The organism is Streptomyces sp. NPDC056628, from assembly GCF_042792555.1.
In the GTDB taxonomy this organism is placed as follows: Bacteria; Actinomycetota; Actinomycetes; order Streptomycetales; family Streptomycetaceae; genus Streptomyces.
Map to the genome: position 1 here is coordinate 15105 of NZ_JBHTWG010000036.1, position 23598 is coordinate 38702.

General features: G+C 75.9%; 12 protein-coding genes. 2 read left to right on the top strand and 10 right to left on the bottom strand.

Translation table 11 applies throughout. The features are described 5' to 3' along the window. Positions 1–52 precede the first annotated feature (52 nt). Entirely contained in the window at positions 53–11929 is an 11877-nt protein-coding gene (locus tag ACFRAC_RS30355; protein ID WP_382935152.1) for an amino acid adenylation domain-containing protein, read from the top strand. On the opposite strand, the gene ACFRAC_RS30360 is transcribed toward ACFRAC_RS30355, so the two are convergent. From ACFRAC_RS30360 to ACFRAC_RS30375, 4 genes are all read right to left on the bottom strand, one after another. Then, positions 11877–12905 (bottom strand): LLM class flavin-dependent oxidoreductase, encoded by a 1029-nt coding sequence (locus ACFRAC_RS30360; protein WP_382935154.1) that lies wholly within the window; start codon positions 12903–12905, stop codon positions 11877–11879. The genes ACFRAC_RS30355 and ACFRAC_RS30360 overlap by 53 nt on opposite strands. 88 nt (positions 12906–12993) lie before the next feature. Continuing rightward, a complete protein-coding gene (locus ACFRAC_RS30365) occupies positions 12994–14496 on the bottom strand; it encodes a metallophosphoesterase family protein (RefSeq protein WP_382935159.1) in 1503 nt (500 codons plus the stop codon). Positions 14497–14558: 62 nt separating this feature from the next. After that, complete coding sequence (locus tag ACFRAC_RS30370) at positions 14559–15314, bottom strand: dienelactone hydrolase family protein (RefSeq protein ID WP_382935162.1); 756 nt, start codon at positions 15312–15314, stop codon at positions 14559–14561. Positions 15315–15438: 124 nt separating this feature from the next. Then, entirely contained in the window at positions 15439–16059 is a 621-nt protein-coding gene (locus ACFRAC_RS30375) for an L-threonylcarbamoyladenylate synthase (RefSeq protein WP_382935167.1), read from the bottom strand. A 126-nt stretch (positions 16060–16185) separates the two neighbouring features. Here ACFRAC_RS30375 and ACFRAC_RS30380 point away from each other — a divergent pair, with 126 nt between their 5' ends. Beyond that, on the top strand, positions 16186–17718 hold the full coding sequence (locus ACFRAC_RS30380; protein ID WP_382935169.1) for a helix-turn-helix domain-containing protein: 1533 nt from the start codon (positions 16186–16188) through the stop codon (positions 17716–17718). A gap of 125 nt (positions 17719–17843) precedes the next feature. Here ACFRAC_RS30380 and ACFRAC_RS30385 read toward each other — a convergent pair whose 3' ends face one another. Genes ACFRAC_RS30385 through ACFRAC_RS30410 form a run of 6 tightly spaced genes read right to left on the bottom strand, consistent with a single transcriptional unit; the run spans position 17844 to position 23186 of the window. Beyond that, positions 17844–19067: a cytochrome P450 gene (locus tag ACFRAC_RS30385; protein WP_382935172.1), complete on the bottom strand. Its 1224-nt coding sequence runs from the start codon at positions 19065–19067 to the stop codon at positions 17844–17846. Continuing rightward, the gene (locus tag ACFRAC_RS30390) at positions 19064–20302 is read right to left on the bottom strand and encodes a cytochrome P450 (protein ID WP_382935176.1); all 1239 of its coding nucleotides are present in this window, start codon (positions 20300–20302) and stop codon (positions 19064–19066) included. Before ACFRAC_RS30390 ends, ACFRAC_RS30385 begins: the two co-directional genes overlap by 4 nt. Then, positions 20299–20937 (bottom strand): ATP/GTP-binding protein, encoded by a 639-nt coding sequence (locus ACFRAC_RS30395; protein WP_382935178.1) that lies wholly within the window; start codon positions 20935–20937, stop codon positions 20299–20301. Before ACFRAC_RS30395 ends, ACFRAC_RS30390 begins: the two co-directional genes overlap by 4 nt. Next, positions 20909–21271 carry a DUF742 domain-containing protein gene (locus ACFRAC_RS30400; RefSeq protein WP_382935180.1) on the bottom strand — a complete coding sequence of 121 codons (363 nt, stop codon included), beginning with the start codon at positions 21269–21271 and terminating at the stop codon, positions 20909–20911. The genes ACFRAC_RS30395 and ACFRAC_RS30400 overlap by 29 nt, the downstream gene beginning before the upstream one ends. Further along, positions 21268–21690: a roadblock/LC7 domain-containing protein gene (locus ACFRAC_RS30405; RefSeq protein WP_361352792.1), complete on the bottom strand. Its 423-nt coding sequence runs from the start codon at positions 21688–21690 to the stop codon at positions 21268–21270. The genes ACFRAC_RS30400 and ACFRAC_RS30405 overlap by 4 nt, the downstream gene beginning before the upstream one ends. Then, positions 21687–23186, bottom strand: coding sequence for an ATP-binding protein (locus tag ACFRAC_RS30410; RefSeq protein ID WP_382935183.1), 1500 nt, complete (start codon positions 23184–23186; stop codon positions 21687–21689). The genes ACFRAC_RS30405 and ACFRAC_RS30410 overlap by 4 nt, the downstream gene beginning before the upstream one ends. Between the last annotated feature and the right edge of the window lie 412 nt (positions 23187–23598).

Sequence of the window (23598 nt, forward strand, 5' to 3'; positions counted from 1 at the left end):
GCGCGACCGGCAGTGCACTCCCCGGGCGCCCCGGGGACGAGGAAGGACGCACATGCCGGCTGCCGGACGCCGTACCCCCGACACGCTCCTCGACGTGCTGCTGCACGCCGCCGAGGACGCCCCCGGGCAGGAGATCGTCCACGTCCGGGGCGACGGATCCGAACACGTCGTCCTCCACGCCGCCCTGCGCGACGACGCCCTGCGCGTCGCAGGGGGGCTGCAGGCGGCCGGGCTGACGCCCGGTACTCCCGTGCCGCTCCTCGCGGACTCCGGCGCCGACTTCCAGCCCCTGTTCTGGGGCGCGCTCGCCGCCGGACTCGTCCCCGTGCCGCTCGCCCCCGAGGCACGCCGAGTGGGCCCGGTGCGCGAACTCCTGGGCAGGCCCGCGGTGATGGTGGACGACCGCACCGAAGGGCTGCTCGCCGAACTGCCCGGACCCGTGCGCGCCCTGCGGCTCGCGGAGCTGCGCGCGGCCGACCCGCTCCGGGAACCCGTCCGCCGGGCGCCCGGCGAGCTCGCGTTCCTCCAGTTCTCCTCCGGAAGCACCGGCGCCCCCAAAGGCGTCGAGCTCACCCACGAGGCGGTCCTGGCCAACCTGCGGCAGATCCGCACCGCCCTGGCCGTCACCCCGGACGACGTGCTGGCCACCTGGATGCCCTACTTCCACGACATGGGCCTCATCGGCACCCACCTCGTCCCCCTGGCGGCCGGCCTGAAGCAGGTGCGGCTGGAACCCCTCGCCTTCGCCAAACACCCGGTGCGCTGGCTGGAGACGGCCGCCCGGCACCGGGCCACCCTGCTGTCCGCGGCGAACTTCGCGCTCGCGCTGTGCCTGCGCCGCGTCCCGGACGCCGCCTGGGCCGGCCTCGACCTCAGCCACGTACGGCTGCTGCTCGTGGGCGCCGAGCCGATCGCGCCCCGCGTCTGGCGGGAGTTCGCCGCCCGGGCCGGCCGGGCGGGCCTGGACGCCGCGGCCCTGCTCCCCGTGTACGGGCTGGCCGAGGCCACCCTCGCCGTGACCGTGCCCCCGCTCGGCGAGACCGCCGTACCGCTGCGGCTGGACCGGCGGGCGCTGAGCGCCGGGCGGGCCGCCCCCGGCGAGGACGACGCCGTAGAACTCATGGACGTGGGCGGCCCTGTCCCCGGCTGCGAGGTCCGGATCACCGACGGCACCGGCGAGGCGCTGGACGCGGGGCGGGTCGGGCACATCGAGGTGCGCGGCCCCCAGGTGGCGCGCGGCTACCACCGCGACTCCGACGCGAGCGCGGCCGCGTTCACCGGCGGCTGGCTGCGCACCGGCGACCTCGGCTTCCTCCACGAGGGGCGGCTGTGCGTCACCGGGCGGCACAAGGACGTCGTCTTCGCCGGCGGACGCACCTTCCACGCGACCGACGTGGAGGAGACCGCCGCCGCCACCCCGGGGCTGCGCGACGGCACGGTCGCCGTCATCGGCTCCACCGACCCCGGCACCGGGCACGACCGGGTCGTCGTGTTCGTCCAGTGGGCGCGGCCCGCGCGGGCCACCGCCCAGCCGGTGCTGGACGCGGTCGCGGCCCGCGTGCGCCGGGCGCTCGGCCACGACGACGTCCGGGCCCTGCCGCTGCCTCCCGGGGCGTTCCCCCGGACGACCAGCGGCAAGCTGCGGCGGGCCCTGATGCGCGAACGGTTCGAGGCCGGGGCGTACGCGAGAGTCGAGGAACGGTTCGCGCCGGCGCGGGCGGGAAGCGCGCGGGGACGCGACGCCGCCGGGGACGAGGGGACGGGCGGCCGGCCGGGGGCGGTGCCGCGGTCGCGGCGGGAGGCGGAGGAGACGGTCCTCCGGATCTGGGCGCGGGTGCTGGACCTCAGGCCCGGGGACATCGGCCGCGAGGACGGGTTCTTCGCCCTGGGCGGTTCCTCGGTGAAGGCCATGGAGGTGCTGGCGGCGCTGGAGGACGCGTTCCGTGTCCCGCTGGAACCCCGGATCGTGCGCGACCACGACACGGTGGCCGCGCTGGCCGGTCACCTCCTCGCGCCGGCGGGCGGTGCCCCGTCCGGCCGGGGACCGGACGACAGCCCGCCCCCGGCGCCGGGTGGCGGGCCGGTCGCGGTGCTCGGCATGGCCTGCCGGTTCCCCGGCGCCGAGACCCCCGAGGAGTTCTGGGAGCTGCTGGTCTCCGGCCGGGACACCGTGACCGCCGTACCGGCCGGCCGCTGGGGCGACGGGACGCAGGCCACCGGCCGGTTCGGCTCCTTCCTGCCCGCGCCGGCGGACTTCGACGCGGACTTCTTCGGCATGGACGACGCCGAGGCCCGCGCCACCGACCCGCAGGCCCGGCTCTTTCTGGAACTCGCCCACGAGGCCCTGGAACGCGCCGGATACGCGGGGCCGCGCCGCGCGGGCCGCACGGTCGGCGTGTTCGCCGCCGTCGGCGACAGCGGCTACCGCGAGGTGCTGGCCGAGGCGGCCGGCGGCGACCTCGCCGGCCACCCCGGCGCGCTCACCGGCAACCTGCCCAACCTGATCGCGGCCCGCCTCTCCCAGGCCCTCGACCTCGACGGGCCCGCCCTGGCCGTGGACACCGCCTGCTCCTCGGCGCTGGTGGCGCTCCACCTGGCCCGCCGCAGCCTGCTCGCCGGCGAGTGCGACGTCGCCGTGGTCGGCGCGGTGCACCTCGCCCTCACCGCCACCGGCCACCGGCTGCTCGCCGACGCGGGCGCGCTGTCCCCGACGGGCGTCAGCCGCCCCTTCGGCGCCGCCGCCGACGGCCTCGTGCCCGGCGAGGGCGGAGCAGCCCTCGTGCTCACCCGGCACGACGACGCCGTACGCGACGGCGATCCCGTCCTCGCCCTGGTGCGCGGGACCGCCGTCAACAACGACGGCCGGTCACTGAGCCTGCTGGCGCCCAACCCGCGCGCCCAGCGCGACGTCATCACCCGCGCCTACGCCGAGTGCGGCGTCGACCCCGGCACGGTGTCGTACGTCGAGGCCCACGGCACCGGCACCCCCATCGGCGACCCGGCCGAGGCGCAGTCGCTCGGGCACGCCTTCCCGCCGCGCGCCGACGGGCTCCAGCGCCTGCTCGGCTCGGCGAAGGCGACCGTCGGGCACCTCCTCAACGCCGCTGCAATGCCCGGCCTGGTGAAGACGGTCCTGGCGCTCCGGCAGCGCAGTCTCCCGCCCTCCCCGAACTGCGCACCGCCGGCGCCCTCCCTGAAGCGCCTGGCCCCCGGATTCGAGCTCGTCGACGCCGTACGGCCCTGGCGGGCCCCCGGCCCGCTGGTCGCGGGCGTCAACGCCTTCGGGTTCGGCGGCACCAACGCCCACGCCGTCCTGGAGGCGGCGCCCGCCCGGGCCCCCGAGACACCGCCGGCCGCCCAGGGCCCGCACCTGCTCACGCTCTCCGCCCGCGGCGCCGGCGCCCTGCGGGCCGCCGCCGGCGAGCTCGCCGCCCACCTCCGCGCCCACCCCGAACTGTCCGAGGCCGACGTCTGCGCGGCCGTCGGGACGGCCCGCGACGACGGCCCCCACCGCCTCGCCCTGGCCGCCGACGGCGATCTCGCGGACCGGCTGGAGGCCGCCCGCACCGACGACTTCGGCCGCGCCCGGCCCTCCCGTCCCAGGACGGTCTTCCTGCTGCCCGGCCAGGGCGCCCAGCGCCCCGGCCCCGGACGCGCCCTGTACGAGGCGGCACCCGCGTTCCGGGAGGCCCTGGACGAGGCGTCCGCGCTCGTCGGGACGGTGCGGGGGCGCTCGCTCGCCGACTGGTGCCTGGACCCGCACGCGGACCCCGGCGACCTGGCGGGGACGGAGGTCGCCCAGCCCCTGCTCGTCGCCTACGGGGTGGGCCTGGCCCGGCAGTTGGACCGGTGGGGGGTGCGGCCGGACGCGGTCGCCGGGCACAGCGTGGGGGAGATCGCCGCCGCCTGCGTCGCCGGTTCCCTCACCCTCGCCGAGGCCGTCGGCTTCGCCGCCGAACGCGGACGGCTCGTCGCGGAACGGGCCCGCCCCGGCGCCATGGCGGCCGTCCGGGGCGACGAGGACACCGTCGCAGCGCTCGTCGCCGCGTCCGGCGGCTCCCTGGCCGTCGCCGCCGTCAACGGGCCCGGCCAGGTGGTGATCTCCGGCTCCGCAACCGCCGTCGACCAGGCCCTGGCGGAGCTCACCGGACGAGGGGTCGCCACACGCCGGCTACGGGTCTCGCACGCGTTCCACTCCCCGATGCTGGAGCCGGTCCTCAGCCCGTTGCGGGACGCGGCACGCTCGCTGACCGCCGCACGGGCGGAGGTGCCGATGCTGAGCACCGTCACCGCCGACTGGGGACCCGACCTCACGCCCGCGTACTGGCAGCAACACGCCGTCGCGCCCGTACGGTTCGGGGCGGCCGTGGAACGGCTGCTGCGGGACGGCTACGACACCTTCCTCGAACTCGGGCCCGGCGACACCCTCGGAGGTGCGGTCCGCGCCACCGCCCGGAACGCGCTCGGCGCCACGGTACTGACACCCGCTCAGGGTGACGCCCGGGCCTTGCTGGAGGCCGTGGGCCGGCTGTGGGCACGCGGAGGCACCCTGCGCCGTCCCCTCTCGCACCGCGCGACCGGGCGCGCCCGGGTACAGGTGCCGACGTACCCGTACCGGCGCCGCCGCCACTGGCCGGGCGAGCCGGGCACCGACGCCGTGGTCCGGCGCCTCGACTGGGCCGACACCCCGCTGGTACCGGGGGAGCGGCCCCGTGCCGTCCGGCTCGTCGGGGCGGACCGGGAACTGGGCCGGGCCCTCGCCGAGCGGCTCGCGGACAGCGGGGTGGCCGCGGGGGACGACGTCCCGGCCCCGGACACCGTGGTGTGGCTGCCGGGCGAGGCGCAGGACGTGGACACGGCCGTCGAGGACACCCTGGCATCGCTGCGCCGCGTCCTCGATCTGCTGTCCGGCAACCCGTCACGCCTGCTCGTCGTCACCGAGGACGCCTACGCCACCGGCGTCTCGGGGCAGCCGGCGGTCCCGGCGCGGGCGCTCGCGCACGGCCTCGCCGGGGCCCTCCCGCAGGAACACCGGGGACTGACGGCACGGGGAGCGGACCTGAGCGGCGCCGATCCCCTGGCCGCCCGTCTCGACGCACTGGAACGGGAACTGTGCGCGGCCCACGGACCGGGCGCCGAGCCCACGGTCGCCTGGCGTGCCGGACGCCGCCTCGGCCGTACGCGGACCGCCCTGGCGGACACCGAGGCGCCGGTCCGGGCCCTGCCGCCCGGCGGCACGTACCTGATCACCGGGGGAGCCGGTGGACTCGGCTCCGCGCTGGCGCGCGACCTGGCGGGCGGCGGCGCCCGCGAACTCGTCCTCGCCGGACGCTCGGTGACGGCCCCGGAGGCGCTGCTGGCCGAGCTGCGGGCCCTCGGCGCCCGGGCGGCCTACCACGCGACGGACGTCGCCGACCCGGCCTCCGTGGACGCCCTCTTCGCCACGCTGCCCGCGCTGGACGGGGTCTTCCACGCCGCCGGTACGGTCCGCCCCGGCACCCTGCGCTCCAAGCCGGACGGGGAGATCCGGCAGGCGCTCGCCGCCAAGGTGCGCGGCACGGTCCAGCTCGCCGACGCGCTGCGCCGCCACGGCCAGGACCCGGCCGTCCGGGTCGTGTTCTCCTCGGTCGCCTCGGTGCTGCCGGGTCTCGCGGGAGCGCTGGGTGACTACGCGGCCGCCAACGCCTTCCTCGACGCGTTCGCCGCCGCCGAACACGCGGCGGGACGTCCCTGGCAGGCGGTCGGCTTCGGACCCGTCGGCGACGCGGGGACGGCCGCCGGGACCGGGTCCGCGACGCGGCTGCGGGAGCTGGGGCTGACGCCGATGACCGCGCGGGAGGCGATCGCCGCGCTGCGGACCGCCGTCGGGACCGGGACCCCGCATCTGCTGGTGGTACCCGAACGGGTCGAACCGGCCGTGCGCAAGGCGCCTTCGGCGGCCCCCGCCGTCCCGGTGCCGCACCCCGCCCCGGCCCCCGCCGACCCGCACCCGGACGACACCGCCGGCCTGGTCCGCCGTCTGCTGGCCGAGGCCCTGCACCGCGAGCCCCGCGACATCGGCGACGACGACCCCTTCCTCGGCCTCGGGCTGGACTCGCTCACCGCCGTGGACCTCGCGCGCCGGCTGGAGAGCGAACTCGGCCGGCCGCTGCCCGCCACCCTGCTCTTCGAACACCGGACCGTCGGCGAGCTGACGGCCCATCTGCGGACCGCGCCCCCGGAGGACCACCCGCCCGCACCCCTCCCCGCCCGGCGGCACCCCGGCGACGGCGGGCCGATCCCGCTGACCCCGCTGCAACGCGCCTTCCTCACCACCGAGGCCCTGTTCGAAGGCGTCACCGCCTACGGCTACATACGGCAGACCGTGCGCGGCCTCCTCGACACCGACGTGCTCGGCCGGGCGCTGTCCCGACTCGCCGCCAGGCATCCCATGCTGCGTCTGCGCGTCACCGGAGCCGTGCCCCCGCTGCAGTACACGGCGCCCGCCGAACCGGCCGACCGCCCGCCCCGCTGGTACACGGTGCACGACACCGACGACGCCGACCGTGTCCTGCCGGACCTCGAACTGCGGCTGTGCAACCGGCCGTTCGACCTGACCGCCGAGGACCCGGTGCGTGCCGTCCTGGTCCGCGACCGCCGGGACGCCCGCGTCGCGCATCTGCTGCTGGTCGTCCACCACGGTGCCGCCGACGGCTACAGCCTCAAGGTGCTGTGCGAGGACCTGTGGGCGCTCTACACCGCCCTCACCGACACCGGGTCCACCACCGAACCGCCCCCGGTGCGGGCCGACTTCGCGGAGTACGCCGCCCTCCTCGCCGCCGACCGCGACACGCCCGCCTTCGACCGCGACCTGCGGTACTGGCAGGAGCGGATCGCCGCGCACGGCCCGGCCGACCCCGCCGACGCGCTGCCGTACGACGGCGATCCGCGGTCCGCGCCCACACCGCCGTACGTCCACCACCGGGCGACCGCCGACGCGGCGCTCAGTTCCGCCCTGCGCGAGCTGGCCGCACGGCACGAGGTGTCGCTCTTCCACCTGCTCCTCGCCGTCCACGTCCGCTGCCTGGCCCGCTGGAGCGGACGGCCGGCGGTCGCGGTGAACGTGGCGCGCTCCCGCCGGGAGGCGGCCCTGCCCGGCATCGAGCACCTGGTGGGCCCGCTCGCCGACACCCTCCCCGTCCTCGTGCGGGTCGACCCCGCCGAGAGCGTGCCCGAACTGGCCGTGCGGCTGCGGCACATCTGGCGCGAGGCGGAGGCGCACGGCACCCCGGGCAGCCCCGACCTCGCCGCGTCCCTGCCCGCCGGCGGGCCCGCCCCCCGCACGGTGGCGCCCGCCGGGTTCAGCTTCGCCCGCTTCCCCGTGCGCCACGGCCACGGCCGGCCCGTGACGGTGACGCCGACGGCGGCGGCCACCGCCTCCGCCGCGACCCGGCTCGGCCTGCTGTGTTGGGAGGCGGACGCGACCCTGCACTTTTCCTGGAACCACCCCGCCCACCTGTTCCGGAGCGAGACCACCGCACGGCTGGCGGAGGACCACCTGGCGGAACTGCGGGCCGCCGCCGGTCACGCCCGCCATCCCCTCCCGCCGGCCGGCGACGGCATCACCGGCCGGCTCCTCGCCCGGTTCCGTGCGACCCCGGACGCCGTGGCGATCGACACCGGCCGGACCACGCTCACCTACGCCGCCCTCGACAGGGCCTCCGCCGCCCTCGCGGCCCGGCTGCGCGCGGAGGGCGTAGGCCCCGGTGACCTGGTCGGTCTCCTGGTCGAGCAGGGCCCGGACGTCGTGGTCGGCATCGTGGGCATCCTCCGCGCGGGCGCGGGCTGGGTGCCGATGGACCCCGAGCACCCGGCGGCACGCCGGCGGGAGCACCTGCTGCGGACCGGCGTCACCACCGTGGTCTGCCACGCCGCGACCCGCGCGACGGCCGCCGAACTCGACGGCGTGGAGGCGGTGTTCGCCGACCGGCCCGGCACCGGCGCCCCGCCCGGCCCCGGTCCCGGTCCGGACCGGCACGCCGGCCCCGACGCCGTCGCCTACGTGATCCTCACCTCGGGGTCCACCGGCCGCCCCAAGGCCGTCCCGATCACCCACCGGTCGCTGCTCACCTACCTCGACTGGGCGCTGGACACCTTCCGCTACGGTCCCGGGGACCGGCTTCTGCAGACGGCGTCCGTCTGCTTCGACGCCTCCGTACGGCAGGTGCTGGCACCGCTGCTGGCCGGGGCCACCGTCCACACGGTCTCCCGGGACGTGCTCCGCGACCCGGACGCCCTCCTGGACCGCGTCGTCGACGACCGGATCACCGTGTGGAGTTCGGTGCCGACGCTGTGGGAACGGCTGCTCACCACCGCCGAGAGCCGGACCGGGCGGGACCGGACGCCCCCCGATCTGTCGGCGCTGCGCTGGGTGCACGTCGGCGGGGAGGCCCTGCCCGCCGCACAGGTGCGCCGCTGGTTCGACCTGCTCGACGCGTGCGGCGGCGCACCGGGCCACCGGGTCGCCAACCTGTACGGGCCCACCGAGGCCACCATCAACGCCACCTGCCACATCCTCGACGCCCGCCCGGCCGACGACCTGCGCGACGTGCCCATCGGCCGGCCGGTCGCCGGCACCCACGTGGACGTCGTCACGCCCGGCCTGCGCCCCTGCGCACCCGGCGAGGCGGGCGAACTCCTCATCGCCGGAACGGGACTGACACCCGGGTACCTCGGCGAAGCCGAGCTCACCGCGGCGGCGTTCGTCGAGCGCGAGGGCCGGCGCTGGTACCGCAGCGGCGACCGGGTCCGGCGTACCCCGGACGGCGTTCTCGCCTTCCTCGGCCGGCTGGACGACCAGGTCAAGGTCCACGGGCACCGGGTCGAACCCGGCGAGATCGAGGCCGTCCTGCTGTCCCACCCGGACATCGCCCGCGCCGCCGTCCTGCCCGCCGGGGGACGCCTGGCCGCCCACCTCGAACCCCGGCCGGGCGCTCCGGTCCCGGACACCCGTGCCGTGCGGGCGTTCCTGTCCCGCACCCTGCCGCCGTACATGCTGCCCGGACGGGTGCACGGCGTCACCGCGATGCCCCTCACCGGCACCGGCAAGATCGACCGCGAGCGGCTGGCCCGCGAGGCGGGCGCCCCGCGTACGGCCACCGTCCCCGTGCCCCGGCACTCCGCGGCGGCCACCGTCCCGGCCCCCCGGCTCCCCGCGCCGGCGGGAGCGGCGCCCGCCACGCCGACCGAGCGCACCCTCGCCCGCATCTGGGCGGCGCTGCTCGACGCCCCGGACGTCACGGCCGACGACGACTTCTTCGAGCTGGGCGGCGACTCCATCATGGTGCTGGAGCTGTTCGCCCGGATGCGCGCGGAACTCCCCGCCGTGCCGCGGCCGACGGTCCTCCACACCCACCGCACGCTGCGCGCGCTGGCGAAGGCCGTCGACGCCGCCGACCCGCTCCCGGAGGCCGTCCCGACCGCCGCCGCGACCGGCCCGTACCCCCTCACACCGGCCCAGCGGGGCTTCCTCCTCGCCGACACCCTCGACCCGGCCGCCGGCTCCGCCTGGCTCGCCCGGTTCCGGCTCACCGGCCGTCTGCGCCCCGACCTGTTCCAGCGGGCCGTCGACGTGCTGGTGGCCCGGCACCCCATGCTGCGCACGGTGTTCCCGGCCGGGGTCCGGCCGCCCGTGCAGCAGGAACTCCCGGACTCCCTGCGGCTGCCCGTCCTGCGGGAGACCGTCCACCCCGACCTGCTGGAGGAACGGATCGCCGAGGAGGGGCGGCGCCGGCTGGAGCCCTGGGCCTGGCCGTTGCTGCGGGCGACCCTGTTCACCACGGCACCCGACGAGCACGTCCTCCTCGTCCACGCCCACCACCTCATCGGCGACGGCTACAGCGCCGCCCTGCTCGCCGGGGAACTCCTCACCGTGTACGACCGCCTCGACCGGGGGATGCCCCCCGGCCTGCCCCCGCTTCGGAGCACCTTCCGCGACCACGTCGTCCGGTCCGCCGGGCGGCCCCGCCCGTCCGGCCCCCGGGCCGACGCGTACCGGGCCCGGCTGAACGCCCCCTACACCCCGCCCGAGTTGCGCCCGTCCGGCAGCGAGGGAGTGTCGGCGCCGTCCGGGTTGCACACCGCCGCGTTCACGGTCGACGCCGCCACCACGCGGCGGCTGCGCCGGCTGGCCCGCACCGCGCACAGCACCCTTCACGCCCCGCTGCTCACCGCCTACCACCGGGCCCTCACCGACCTCACCGGACAGCGCGACGTGGTGATCGGCCTCGCCGTCACCGGACGCGAGGACTCCACCGCGGACGCGCACCGGGTGTTCGGGCCCTTCGCGCAGGCCGTCGCGGTGCGCCCGGCCCCGCCCGCCGGCCCCGGCCGGCGGCCCGCCTTCGCCGAGGACCTGCGCCGGATCGCCGCCGAGACGGAACTCGCCCGCGCCGAGGGACCCACCGGCCCCGACCTCGCCACCGGACTGCCCCGGCACGCCCAGTTCTTCTTCACCTTCCTCGACTTCACCTCGCTGGGCGCGCCGCCCGGCGGCACGCCGGCGCTGAGCGCCGACGCGTCGGACACCCTGATCGCCCCGCCCCCGCCCGGCACCGACGTGTTCCTGGCCGTACGGCCGGAGCCCGACGCGCGGCGGCTGCGCGTCACCGTCCGCGCCTCCGCGGCGGCGCTCACGGCCGGCCGGGCCGCCGAGCTGGCCGAACGGATCCACGAGGAGCTGCGGGCCGGCGCGGCCCGCAGCCGCCGGGCCCCGGCGCTGGACGCGGCGCTCGTCGGCTGTCTGCCCGCCCCGGGGCACCTCGCCGCCCTCGCCGGACTGCCGCCCGGCACCCCGCGTCCCGGCCGTGAGGAGATCCGCGGCCTGCTGTTCCCGGACGGCCGGGCCCGGCTGCTGGAGCGCACCGGCACCCCGCTGGGCCTGTCCGGCTTCGTCGCCCTGCCGCTGTTCGCCGACGAACTGGCCGCCGCCGGAGACCTCGCGGCCCGCACCGCGCGGGCCGTCGAGCACGCGGCCGCGCTCGGCGCCCGCTGTGTCTCGCTCGCCGGGACGATCCCGTCCCTCACCGGCTACGGCTTCGACGTGCTGCGGGAGGCCCGGACGGACGCGGCGATCACCACGGGGCACGCCACGACGACCGTCGCCGTCGTGAAGACCGTGCACGCCGCCCTCGACGCCACCGGGGGCCGGCTCGACCGGCTGTCCCTCGCCGTCGTCGGCTGCGGTTCGATCGGCACCTCGGCGCTGCGGCTGCTGCTGGCGCGGTCACCCCGCCCGCCGGCCCGCCTCGTGCTGTGCGACCTGCCCGGCAGCGGGCCGCGGCTCGAACGGCTGGCGGCGGAGCTGACGGACCGGTACCCCGGCCTGCCCGTACGGATCGTGGAGTCGGGCCCCGAACTGCCCGACGAGGTCTACGCGAGCGAGGTGATCGTGACCGCCGTCAGCGGCCCGTCGGCGCTCGTGGACGTCGGCCGGCTGCGGCCCGGCACGGTCCTGGTCGACGACTCCTTCCCGCACTGCTTCGACACCGCGCGGGCGCTGGAGCGCATGACCGAGCGGGGCGATGTGCTGGTCGTCGGCGGTGGCCTGCTGGACGTCGGCGCCACCCGGACCCGGCTCGGCGAGGACCTCCCGGACGTCGCCGCCGCCGGCTTCGCCGGGCGCCCCGGCATCCCGGGCACCCTGGCCTCCTGCCGGCTGGAGTCGCTGCTGCACGCCCACCGCACGACGGAACCGGGCCGGGACCCCGGCGGCCTGCCGCTGACGCACGGCCTGGTGGACCTGTCCCGGGCACTCGCCCACTGGGACGCCGTCGAGGCGGCCGGGGTGGCGGCCGCCCCGCTGCACCTGCTGGACCACGAGGTCCCGGCCGACCGGTTCAGGGCGCCGGACGCCCCAGCGCCGGACCGAGCCGGGTCGCGATGTCCGTGAGGATCTGCACGTAGTCGTCGTGCCCGAACGTGAACGGCAGGGCGAACGCCACCTCGTCCACCTCGCGGAACGCCGCGTGGGCGTGGAGGCGTTCGGCGATCTCCTCGGAGGTGCCGAGGAGGTCCGGCGCGAACAGCAGCCGCGCCGGGCCCTGCGGGGAGGCGGTGCGGGGCATGCGCTCGGCGACGTACTTCTCGTACCGGGCCCGCTGTTCGGGCGTCGCCGAGTCGGTCGGGATGACGACGAGGCCCTGGGACACCCGGGCGCGCTCCCCGTCGGGGTGGCGCTCCCGGAAGGCGCGGATGTGGGACAGCTGGATCCGCGCGAAGTCGGGTGCGCCCTCCTGCTCGTCCTCCACCCTGACGACGCTGCTGGTCAGCAGGTTCATCCCGTGTTCGCCCGCCCAGCCGGCCGAACGCAGGCCGGCGCCGCCGTACCACATGCGGCCGCCCAGCCCCGGGGAGTGCGGCTGCACCCGGTCGGAGAACACCTCGAAGCCCTCCGTGCCGCTGAAGTCCGTGACCCGCTCGCCCCGCACGAAGTCCAGCAGCCGCCGTACCCGCTCGTACCCGAAGTCCTCGGCGTCGGCGGTGTCCGGGTACAGGGCCTCCTTGACCCGGTCGTAGTGCATCGGCGGGCCCACGCTCACCCCGGGGTTGAGCCGCCCGCCGGACAGCAGGTCGACGGTGGCGAGGTCCTCGGCGAGGCGCAGCGGGTTCTCCCAGCCGAGCGGGATCACCGCGGTGCCGAGCTCGATCCGGCGGGTGCGCTGCGAGGCGGCGGCCAGGACGGCGACGGGGGAGGAGATGCCGTACTGCAGATGCCGGTGGCGGAGCCACGCGCTGTCGAAGCCGAGGCGCTCGCCCAGCTCGATGAGCTCCAGGGTGGACTCGTGGCCGCGGGCCGGGTCCGCCTCGTCGAACAGTCCGATGGTGAGGAAGCCCAGCTTGCGCAAGGGGCGGGAGATGGGTGCCACAGACCCTCCGTCGTCCGATGACCTCGTGATCGAAGCCGTACGGCTCGGGCAACGCCGTCCCGGACGGAGATGTTCCCGCCCTCGCGCCTCAGACCAGCGGGATCGTCACCTCGTCCTCCACCGGGGGGTCGACTTCCTGGGCGAGGTTCCCCGTCGCGGCGTGGCAGCGCAGCCGGACGGCCTCCGGGCCGACGTCAAGCCGCAGGAAGCACTTGAAGAACGGCGGGCTGTACGTCGCCGAACTCGGCGAGAACAGCTGTGTGTAGAGCTTGCGCACCGGCAGGCGCAGCCGGGCGCCGCGGTCGGGGCGGCGGCCCGCGCCGAGCAGGGCGGCCACCAGCCGGACCCGCCGGGTGACGCGTGCCGTGGTCTGCTGCGCGCGGGTCAGCCGCATCCCCAGGCGCTCGGCGACGACGGCCGCCGCCTCGGCCTCGGTCAGGGTGAAGAAGCGGCGCAGCCGCAGCCGCCGGCCGTACAGCGTGCTGTAGAACGCCAGGGAGTCGCCGCGCAGCGGATAGCAGCGGAAGTCGTCCTCGCCGACGCCCGCCACGTCGACCTTCGGGATGGTGTGCGTGGCGTGCATGAAGGCGCCGCCGCCGCCCGCGACGACGTATTGGATCGTGCGGTCGCCCACCCGCACCGGGTAGCGCTGGTAGTTGTGGATGTCGCCGCCGATCGCCGCCACATAGCGGTGGGCCGGATCGCGGACGATGTCGTCCACCGTGCCGCCGCCCTCGATGACGCAGGGGTGGTGCTCGCCGTCGACGTACAGCGGCGAACCCGTGACGAGGATCTTCGGGCGGGGGTCCTTCGACACCTCGCGCAGCCACGCGCCCTGTTCGGCGTCGATCGTCCCGAGCAGCCCCGTGTCGATACCGACGATCCGGATCGGCCCGGAGTCGATCGCCCAGTACGGGCCGGGCTGGACGGCCAGTTGGGCGGGGTCCGACCGCAACTTCCGTGCCTCGTCGAGCTCTTGAACGTCGTTCTCGCGCGGCCGGTGCCACAGCAGCGACCGCAGCCAGGCCCGGCTGAGCGGGCGCGGCGCGGGCTCCGGGGCGAGCGGCGGGGCGTCGTCGCAGAACACCCGCATGAACGCGGTCAGGTCCTCGTACCAGTCGTGGTTGCCGGGTATCGCGTAGATGGGCGCCCGGTAGTCCCGGTACGGCCGGAAGAACTTCGGTCCGTAGTCGTCGGCGCCGCCCACCGGGTAGATGACATCGCTGGCGAGGACCGCGAACCGGGTGTCCTGACCCTCCCTCAGAAGCCCGGGCACGACCGCGTACTGGGGGTCGTCGCCCTCGCCGGTGTCGCCGATGACGAGGAAGGAGAACCGGTCGGGGTCGTCGCGCCGGATCACCTTGTCGGCCGGTGCGCCGGCGGCCGCCCGCTGGGCCACCCACCGGGAGCGGGTACGGCCGGTGGGATCCCCGAACCAGGAGGCCAGCACGCCGTTGCGGGCCGCCCACAGCATCCGGGGGTCGAGCCAGGAGATCTTCCGGCCCCCGGGCGGCATCAGCCCTTTGTAGGTGCCGGGTTCGGCCGCGCCCCAGCCGGCGCCTTCCGCGGTATCACGTGAGGAGACAGACACCGGTGCACCGTAACAATGATCGGGCGACGGGGGAGCCCGCCCCCGTCACCCGGACCGGCCGCTCAGAACGTGCGGTCGAGCAGGTCGAGCAGCGCCGCCCAGTGGCGCTCGTCCGCCGCGCGGTCGTAGGCGGCGGTGTCGGACTGGGTGAAGCCGTGGCCGGCGCCGGGGTACACCTCGCAGCGGTGCCGGACATCCGCCTCGGTGAGGGCCTTCTCCAGGCGCTCGATCTGCTCGGGCGGCAGGGACGGGTCGCCGTCCGCGTGCCCGAAGTACAGCTCCGCGGTGACGCGTCCGGCCACCAGGTGCGGGCTGTCCGGCGCCTCGGTGGCGAGCCGGCCGCCGTGGAAGCCGGCCGCGGCGGCGACCCGGTCCGGGTAGGTGCCGGCGGTCAGCAGCGACAGCCGCGCCCCCATGCAGTAGCCGGTCAGGGCGACCGGACCGTCCGCCGCGGCCGGGCACGACTCCAGCCACCGCAGATAGGCGCCGGCGTCCCGCATCGCCGCCTCGGGGGTCAGCTGTTGCATGATCGGCCCGAGGGTCTCGAAGATGTCCGGCCGGGCCGCCGTGTCGATGAACTCGGGCAGGTCGAGCACCGGAGCCCGGCCGGCCCGGTAGAACAGGTTCGGCACCAGCACCGCGTACCCGGCGGCGGCGAGCCGGTCGGCCATCGCCTCCAGCCGGGGCCGCAGCCCGAACGCGTCCATGTAGAGCAGGACCGCGGGCCGGGGCCCGCCGTCGGCGGGACGGGCCAGGTAGGCGTCGGCGACGCCGTCCTCGGTGGGGATGTCGACAACGTTGCCCTGGACGGAGGTCATGTGGGGGCGCCCTCTCTGCGATCGCACGGCGAAACAGGTCAGCGGCCCGGCGGGGCCGGACCGCGCACATGGTGTCACGCACGGTCCCGCGGCCCCCGGCAGCCCCAGCTCCTTGGGGGCGCCTTTACTCGAACCGGGACGTGTCCCCCGCGCCGACGCGCACGATCTCCAGCTCGCCGGACGAGAAGTCGATCACCGTCGTCGGCTCGGTGCCGCACTCCCCGGAGTCCACGACCCCGTCCAGCACATGGTCGAGCCGGTCCTTGATCTCCCAGCCCTGGGTCAGCGGCTCCTCCTCGTCCGGCAGCAGCAGCGTGCTGGACAGCAGCGGTTCCCCCAGCTCGGCGAGCAGCGCCTGGGTGACGACGTGGTCCGGGATGCGCACACCGACCGTCTTCTTCTTCGGGTGCTGCAGCATGCGGGGCACCTCCCGGGTCGCCGGGAGGATGAACGTGTAACTGCCGGGCGTCGCCGCCTTGATCGTGCGGAAGACGTCGTTGTCGATCCGTACGAACTGGCCGAGCTGCGCGAAGTCCTGGCAGACGAGGGTGAAGTGGTGCCGGTCGTCCAGGCGGCGGATGGACCGGATGCGGTCGATGCCGTCACGGCTGCCCAGCCGGCAGCCCAGCGCGTAGCAGGAGTCCGTCGGGTACGCGATGAGCGCACCGGAACGGACGCTCTCGGCGATCTGCGCGATGGTGCGCGGCTGCGGATTGTCGGGGTGCACGTCGTAGTACTTCGCCATTGGCCGAGCCTATCCCCGGGGCGGCCCCGCACTCCCACGGCACCGGCTCGCCGCGCGGGCGTGAGGTAACGTCCCCGACCGGTACGTGAACGAAGCGCAGAACCGCAAGACGAGGTGAAGGCCGACATGGCTGGCGGAGAGGACGGAGCCGGGCAGGCGGGGGTGAGCGACGCCGGGCCTTCGGCATGGGCGCAGGAGCTGCTGGAGCACCTGCGGCCGCACGGCCGGGACGTCGGCCGCGTCGTGGCCTGGCTCGCGGACGCCGTGCGGGGCACCGCCTGCCTCCTGGACCCGTCCGGCGCCCTCGTCGCCGGCACCCGGCCACCCATGGGCGAGCAGCTGGTCGACGCCGTCGCCGCCGGCCGGATCGCGTCGGCCGCCTGGGAGGGCCGGGGGCGTCATCTGCGGCTGGCCCGGGTCGCCTGCCCGGACCCGCCGGCCGCGGGCGTCCTCGCCGTGTCCCGCGCGGAGCCCTTCGACCGGCGGGCGGCGGACATCGTCGGCCACACCGCCCACGTCCTGGAACTCCTGCTCAGGGCCGGCGAGACCACCGCCGCGGGACGCCGTCTGGAACGGGCGACCTCCGATCTGCGCCTGGCGATCCTGCAGTTGCTGATGGTGGAGGACACCGTGTCCGCGCGCCGGGTCGCGGCCGGGCTGTGGCCCGGGCTGCTGGACACCGACACCGCGTGCGTCTACGTCGTCGAGGGCAGCGCCGAGGAACGCGACCGGCTCGCCGGGGAGTGCATCGACGCCACCGGCGAGCGGGCGCTGGTCGTGCTGTGCCCGGCGGTCGACGAGCACGTCATCGTCGTGACCCCCGGCGAGACCGAGGCCCGCGAGCTGCGCTCGCTGGTCGGCCCGCGTCCGCGGACCTTCCTCGGCGGCAGCGCCCGGCAGGCCCTGGTGCGCACGGCCACCGCGTACGGGCAGGCCGTGAGCGCGCTGGCCGTCGCCCACTTCCGGCCCGACAAGGCGGCCGTCTACGCCGAGCGCACCCACCCCGAACGCCTCGTCGACCCGGCGGCCCTGCGCTGCTGGACGGCCCGGGTGCTGCGCCCGCTCGACGCGCTGCCGCACCACACCCGCGCCGAACTGCTCGCCACCACCCGGCTCGGCCTGGAGTTCACCGCCGTGAACGCGGCCAAGGTGCTCGGCGTCAGCCGCAACACCGTGCGCGCCCGCATGGAGCGGGTCGAGACCCTGCTGAGCACCCGCTTCACCGACCTGACCGCCCGGGCCGTCGTCCACGTCGCGCTCAACACCCAGGAGGGCCTGGCCGGCGCGCCCGCCGACCAGGTCGCCCCGCACGACGACCCCGTCTCGCTGCGCGACCTGCTGTCCGGGCCCGCCATGGTCACCTGGGCGCACGACCTCCTGTCCCGTCTCGACCAGGACACCCGCGACCTGCGCCGCACGCTGCGCGCCTGGATAGCCGAGGGCGGCAACGCCGAACGGGCCGCGCAGCGCCTCGGCGTCCACGCGCAGACCGTGCGCGAGCACGTCCGCAGCGCCGAGCCCGTCCTGGAGCGCAGGCTCCTGGCCGGCGGCAGCGATCTCTACGAGGTCGTCCTGGCGCACCTGGCGCTCGGTGACCTGGAACCTCCCGCCCTGCACGCGACAAAAGCGGGCGTTCAGGACGCGGCTGTGCACAGGTGAGTCCTGGTGGCCGCTCAGCGGGCACCGACGCGATACACACGACGCGCGCGGGCGCCGTACGGTCTACGCACTGCGGGGGCACGACCGGAACGGGGGACCGGTCGCGTCCCCGCGCGGGTTCCGCGTCAGCCGCGCAACCGCACCGGTATCTCCTGCCATCCGAACGCGATGAACGACGGCACCTGGCGCAGCTCCCCCTCGCCGGCGGCCGGGCGCAGTCCGGGGAACCGGTCGAAGAGCGCGGGCAGCGCGGTCAGGGCCTCCAGCCGGGCCAGCGGGGCACCGATGCACCGGTGCACCCCGATCCCGAACGACAGATGGTCGTCGGCCCCGCGCGCGGCGTCGAAGCCGTCCGCGTCCGGCCCGTAGTGCGCGGGATCCAGATTGGCGGCGGCGTACGTCGTGATGATGGCGTCCCCGGCCGGGATCGTCACGTCCCCGACCTCGAGGTCGGTCACGGCGAACCGCAGCGGCAGCGAGGCGATCGACGGGTGCACGCGCAGCGTCTCGTCGATCACCGCGTCCCAGCCGATCTCCCCGGACCGCACGGCCGCCAGCTGCCGGGGATGGGTGAGCAGGGCGACGACGGCGTTGCCGATCAGGTTCACCGTCGTCTCGAAGCCGGCGCCGATCACCAGCAGCAGCGTGTAGAGCAGTTCCTCGTCGCTGAGCCGGTCGCCGTCCTCGTCGCGCACCCGGATCAGCTCGGTCGTCAGGTCGTCGCCCGGGTGCTGCCGCCGGTGGGCGATGAGCGCGCCCAGCACCGAGCCGATCCGCTCCTGCACGAACGCGGCGTGCTCCGGCGTCGGGTCGGAGGTGTCCATGATCGCCGCGATGAGCGTGGCGGTGTCCTCGCGCAGCTCGTCCGGCACGCCGAACAGCTCGCAGATCATGCGCATCGGCAGCGGGTGGGCGAACGCCGCCTTCAGGTCGACCGCGTCGCCGCCCTCGTCGAGCGCGTCCAGCAGCTCCGCGGTGATCGCCTCCACGCGAGGGCGCATGATCTCCGTGCGCCGCTGGGTGAAGCTCGGCGCGACCAGCTTGCGCAGCCGCGCGTGGTCGCCGCCGTACGTCGACAGCATGTTGACCACGCCGACCCAGCCCAGGATCCAGCCCCAGGAGGGGTGCTCGCCCACCTCGGACCACAGCCGCCAGTGCTGCCGGGGGTCCTTGCTGACCCGGGGGTCGAGGATCAGTTTCCGCAGCGTGTCGTACGTCGTCGGGGCCCAGGCCGGGATGCCGCCGGGCAGCTCGACGGGCACGATCGGGCCGAGGGCGCGCAGCCGGGCGCTCTCGCCGGGGATGTCGGCTCCGAACGGGTCGATGGCGATGCGGTCGGTCACGGTCACGACGGGCCTCCTGGCTGGTCGGGTGAGCGGGGACTGAACCGGACGGGCAGCGAGGTCAGTGAGCGGTGGAACGGTCCGGGCCGCCAGGTCAGGCGCTCCCGCGGCAGGACCGGCTCCAGGTCGGGCAGCCACTGGGTGAGCCGTTCGATGGCCTCGGTGGCGATGAGCAGCGTGTGCTGGCGCACCGGGCAGGCGTGCGGCCCCGCCGACCAGGACAGGTGGGAGGCGTCGCGGGGGTGCCGCTCGCCGGGGGCGTCCCGCTCCGCGAAGTGGGCGAGCGCCCCGTACGAGATCACCAGCGGGACCGCCGCCCGGATCCAGGCGCCGTGGAACGACAGGGGCCTGCGGGCGTAGTGGATGCCGTAGTTGGCCAGCGGCGTCTCGTGGTGCAGCACCTCCACGACCGCGTCCATCACCGGGCGGGCGCCGCTGGTGAGCGTCGAGTAGAACCGCGGGTTGCCGAGGATGCGCGACAGGGCGTTCGACACCAGGTTGGCGGTCGGCTCGTGCCCGGCGCCCAGGGTGAGGAACACCTGCCAGGTGACCTCCTCCGGGGTGAGGCCGGCCGGATGGTCGAGGAGCCGGCTCGGCAGGTCGTCGCCGGGTGCCGCGGCCTTCGCGGCGATCAGCTCCATCACATAGCCGCCGTACTCCGCCTCGCCCTCGGCGGCTTCGGCGCCGCCCTCCATCATCTTGCCCAGCGCCACGTCGAGCCGGTCGCTCTGGCTGTCCGGCAGCCCGAAGAGGCTGTTGAAGACCAGCGCCATCAGCGGCCGCGCGAACTCGCCCACCAGATCGGCCTCGCCCTTCGGGCCGAACCGCCCGGCCAGCACCCGCACCGCGCGGTGCACGCGGGCCCGCAGGTCGTGCGGTTCGATCCGGTCGAAGGTGTCGATCAGCGAGGTGCGGTACCGCACATGGGCGGCGCCGTCGGCGAACAGAGTGTTGGGCCGCCAGCGCATCATGCCGAGGATCGGCGAGTCGTCGGCGACCGTCGCCTCCCAGGGCCGGGGGTCGTGCGAGAACGCCTCCGTGTCGTGCAGCAGGTCCAGTGCCGCGCGCCGGCCGGTGACGACGTACGCCGGTACGCCGGGCGCCAACTCGCCCCAGCCGACCGGGCCCTGGGCGCGCAGCGCCTCGTAGTAGCGGTAGGGGTCGAGCGCGAAGCCGTCCTCCCACAGCCGTACCGGCGTCGCGCGGGAGAAGCTGTCCAGGTCGGGGGAGTGGACGGTCACCGGTCCTCCGGGGTGTCGCGGTCGATCAGGTGCTGGACGAGGGCGAGGAGCGCGTCGACGGACGAGTCGGCGTCCCGCGCGTCGCAGGTGACCATCGGGGTGCCGTCCGCCAGGTCCAGGGCGGCGCGCAGCTCGGCCTCCGTGTGGTGCCGGGGCGCGTCCGGGAAGGTGTTGAAGGCGACGGCGTACGGCAGTCCCGTCTCCTCCACGAGTCCCAGCACGTCGAACGAGGCGTCGACGCGCCGGCTGTCGACCAGGACCAGGGCGCCCAGGGCGCCGTAGGCGATGTCGTCCCACAGGGGCCGGAACCGCTCCTGCCCGGGGGTGCCGAACAGGTAGAGGACGACCCCGCCGGGCAGGCTGATCCGGCCGAAGTCCACCGCCACGGTGGTCGTCGACTTGTCCCGCACCCCGGCGATGTCGTCGAGCGGGGCGGACGCCTCGCTGAGCGGCTCCTCGGTGTGCAGGGGCCGGATCTCGGAGACGGAACCGATCAGGGTCGTCTTGCCCACCCCGAACGGCCCGGTCACCAGGATCTTGACCAGGTCCCGTGCGGTGTCGGGGAGATGGACGTCGTCGGACGGTCCCGCGGTGGCGCGGGCGTCGCTAGGCGTGCTTGAGGGCGCGAAGGCCATCGGCCACTCTCTTCAGCAGGTCGGGGTCGAAGCGTGCGGCGGGCGGGATCGGCGCGCGGGCCGACGCCAGCTCCCGGTCGATGAGGCCGCCCGCCAGGACGCGCACCGCCGACACCGGGAGCCGCAGCAGCGCCGCCGCCTCCACCACCGTCAGCGAGCCGTCCTCCAGCGCGTCCAGCAGGGCGAGCTGGGCGGCGGGCAGACCTGCGGGAGCGGGCGCGTCGGCGCGGGTGAGCACCGACAGCCGCTCCAGGTGCGGCCGGCTGGGCCGGGCCACCCCGCCGGTCGACAGGTACGCGGGGACCAAGGGGCGGCCACCGGCGCGGCCGGTCATGCCGGCGCGCCGCCGTCGCCGCCTCGTGGCGCGGCGGCCATCGCCTTCTCGCCCAGCCGCGCCACCTGCGAGTGCACGCGGTGCGCGAGCAGGTCGAGCCGTACCTCCTGGTCGCCGTAGGCGGCCACACAGGTGCCGTGGTCCGTCGGCACGATCAGCACATAGCCGTGGTCGGACTCGATGACCACCTGGCGCACCTCGGCCCGCTCCCGGTCGGCGAACGCGGCGGCCGCGGTGCGGCAGGCGCCCTGCACGGTGCTGGTGATCGCGGCGACCCGCTCGGCCGAGGCCTGGGTCAGCGCGTCGGTGTAGCCGGTCACGAGTCCGTCCCGGGTGAGCAGCACGGCGGCCACGACGTGCGGCACCTCCAGGATGGGATCGAGAACCCATGCCGTGTCTCCCGCGTCGCGGCTGGTCATCGAGCCGTTCCCCCTTCGTGGTCGGTCAGTTCGTGGTCGGTCCGGTCGGTCGGTCCGGTCCGGTCGGTCGGGTCGGTGAAGTCGGGCTCCGCCTGGGCGGGCCCGGCGTCGTCGGTGCTCCCGCCGGCGGCCGACCGTGCCGCGGCGGTGCCCGCCTGCAGCGCCCCGAGCGCGGCGGCCGCCTGCTCCGGGCGGTGGGCCGCGGGCTGCGGCGCGGCGGGCTCCTCCGACGCGGCGGTCACCCGCGTACGGCGTCTGCGCTGCGGCAGCCGCCCGGTCCCGCCCTGCTCCCGGTGCCCGGTCCCGGCCTCCCCGTCGGGCCGGTCGTTGCCGTAGCCGTGGGCGGAGTCGGCCGCTTCGCCGGGGCGTGCGGTGGTGGTGCCGCCGGACACCGGCACGGCGGCCGGCTCGTCCCTGGGCGCCGGGCGGGTGGAGCGCGGCGCGCTCGCCGCCGGCGGCCGTTCCTCGGGGTCGATGTGCCCGAGCAGATGGCTGTCCACGCGCAGCACCGCGCGCACCCCGCCGTACGGGGACGGCGACGACAGGTCGACGCTCAGGTCGAACTGCCGGGTCAGCTGCCCGATCGCGGCCAGCCCCATCCGCGGCGGGTCGCCGAGGTCGGTGAGGAGGATCGGCTCGGACCCCGCCACCAGCCGCTGCGCACGGGCGCGTTCGTCCTGGGTCATGCCCAGGCCGGCGTCGTCGACCGTGACGCACACCCCGTGGTGGACGTGTTCCAGGTTGACGACGACGTCGGTGTCGGGCGCGGAGTGCCGCAGCGCGTTGTCGAGGAGTTCGGCGACGATGATCGCGACCGGCTCCACGGCGTGGGACACCAGCGCGGTGCCCGCCTCCAGATGGTTGTGGACCCGGACCCGGTGGTAGCCGGCGAGCCGTGCCTGGCCGCCGGTCACCGCGTCCACCAGGTGCGACTCCTCGCGCGCGAGTCCGACCCAGGCTCCGCACACCACGGCGGCGACCTGCGCGCGCCGCAGCGACTGCTCGTTCTCGTGGTCGAGCTGGAACAGCGTCTGCGTCAGCTCGGGGTCGTCGTACTTCTGCTGCAGTCCGCGCAGCGCGTCCTGCAGACGGTAGAGGGCCGCCTGGATCTCGCGTGTCGCGCCGCGCATACCGGCCTGGGCGGCCGCGTCGATCCGGGTGCGCTGCGCGGTGAGTTCGGCGCGCAGGGCGTCCAGGACGTGCTCCAGCGCGAGGCCGAGGGGGGTGCCGGAGGTCTGGGGGCGCAGCGGGCCGGGCACGGCGACGTTCGCGTGGGTCTGCTGCCGGGCGGCGGCGGGCAGGCGCCGCGCCGCGAGGTGCTCGACCTCGTCGGCCAACGCCCAAGCGGTCTCGTCGAGTCGGGCGCGCAACCGGCCGATCTCGGCGCGCTGGCGGGCCTGTTGGCGCTGTGCGCGCAGCAGCAGGCAGCCCAGGGCGAGCGCCGACAGCATGCCGACGGCGAGCCCGCCGGTCACCAGGTCCGGTAATTCGATCATCGAGTCGGTTTCCCAGAAGGTCGGTTCGGGGCAGTCGGGCAGGCCTCGTCGCGAGACCGTGACGCGCGGCGCTCGGAGCACAGTACACACCGTCATCGATCGATCTCACACGGTCGGCGAATACTTGGGTTCAAATGCATCGCGAGTCTGCTCGCATCTGTCGCGGACTGTCGCAATTGCGGTCCCGGATCGGGTGTGCCGCGTGCCGCCGGGCGGGCGCGCGCGAGGCCCCGGACGGACCCCCGCTTCGCCAACACCCGTTCGACACGTAGGGTTTACATCTGTTCGGCCCATCGGACCGGACAGGCTTGCTACGGTGCTACTCACCGGTAGCACATTGATGCGGGGGGACACGAGGAGACGGCGGACCAGCGCCGTGACTCCTCGGCGGGTCGTCGAGACGGACGGCCGG

What these genes read in the sequence shown, in the direction of transcription:
- ACFRAC_RS30405 (WP_361352792.1), bottom strand. Translation starts at nt 21,690, where the DNA reads ATGACCAGCCGCGACGCGGGAGACACGGCATGGGTTCTCGATCCCATC.
- ACFRAC_RS30400 (WP_382935180.1), bottom strand. Translation starts at nt 21,271, where the DNA reads ATGACCGGCCGCGCCGGTGGCCGCCCCTTGGTCCCCGCGTACCTGTCG.
- ACFRAC_RS30370 (WP_382935162.1), bottom strand. Translation starts at nt 15,314, where the DNA reads ATGACCTCCGTCCAGGGCAACGTTGTCGACATCCCCACCGAGGACGGC.
- ACFRAC_RS30355 (WP_382935152.1), top strand. Translation starts at nt 53, where the DNA reads ATGCCGGCTGCCGGACGCCGTACCCCCGACACGCTCCTCGACGTGCTG.
- ACFRAC_RS30410 (WP_382935183.1), bottom strand. Translation starts at nt 23,186, where the DNA reads ATGATCGAATTACCGGACCTGGTGACCGGCGGGCTCGCCGTCGGCATG.
- ACFRAC_RS30380 (WP_382935169.1), top strand. Translation starts at nt 16,186, where the DNA reads ATGGCTGGCGGAGAGGACGGAGCCGGGCAGGCGGGGGTGAGCGACGCC.
- ACFRAC_RS30375 (WP_382935167.1), bottom strand. Translation starts at nt 16,059, where the DNA reads ATGGCGAAGTACTACGACGTGCACCCCGACAATCCGCAGCCGCGCACC.
- ACFRAC_RS30395 (WP_382935178.1), bottom strand. Translation starts at nt 20,937, where the DNA reads ATGGCCTTCGCGCCCTCAAGCACGCCTAGCGACGCCCGCGCCACCGCG.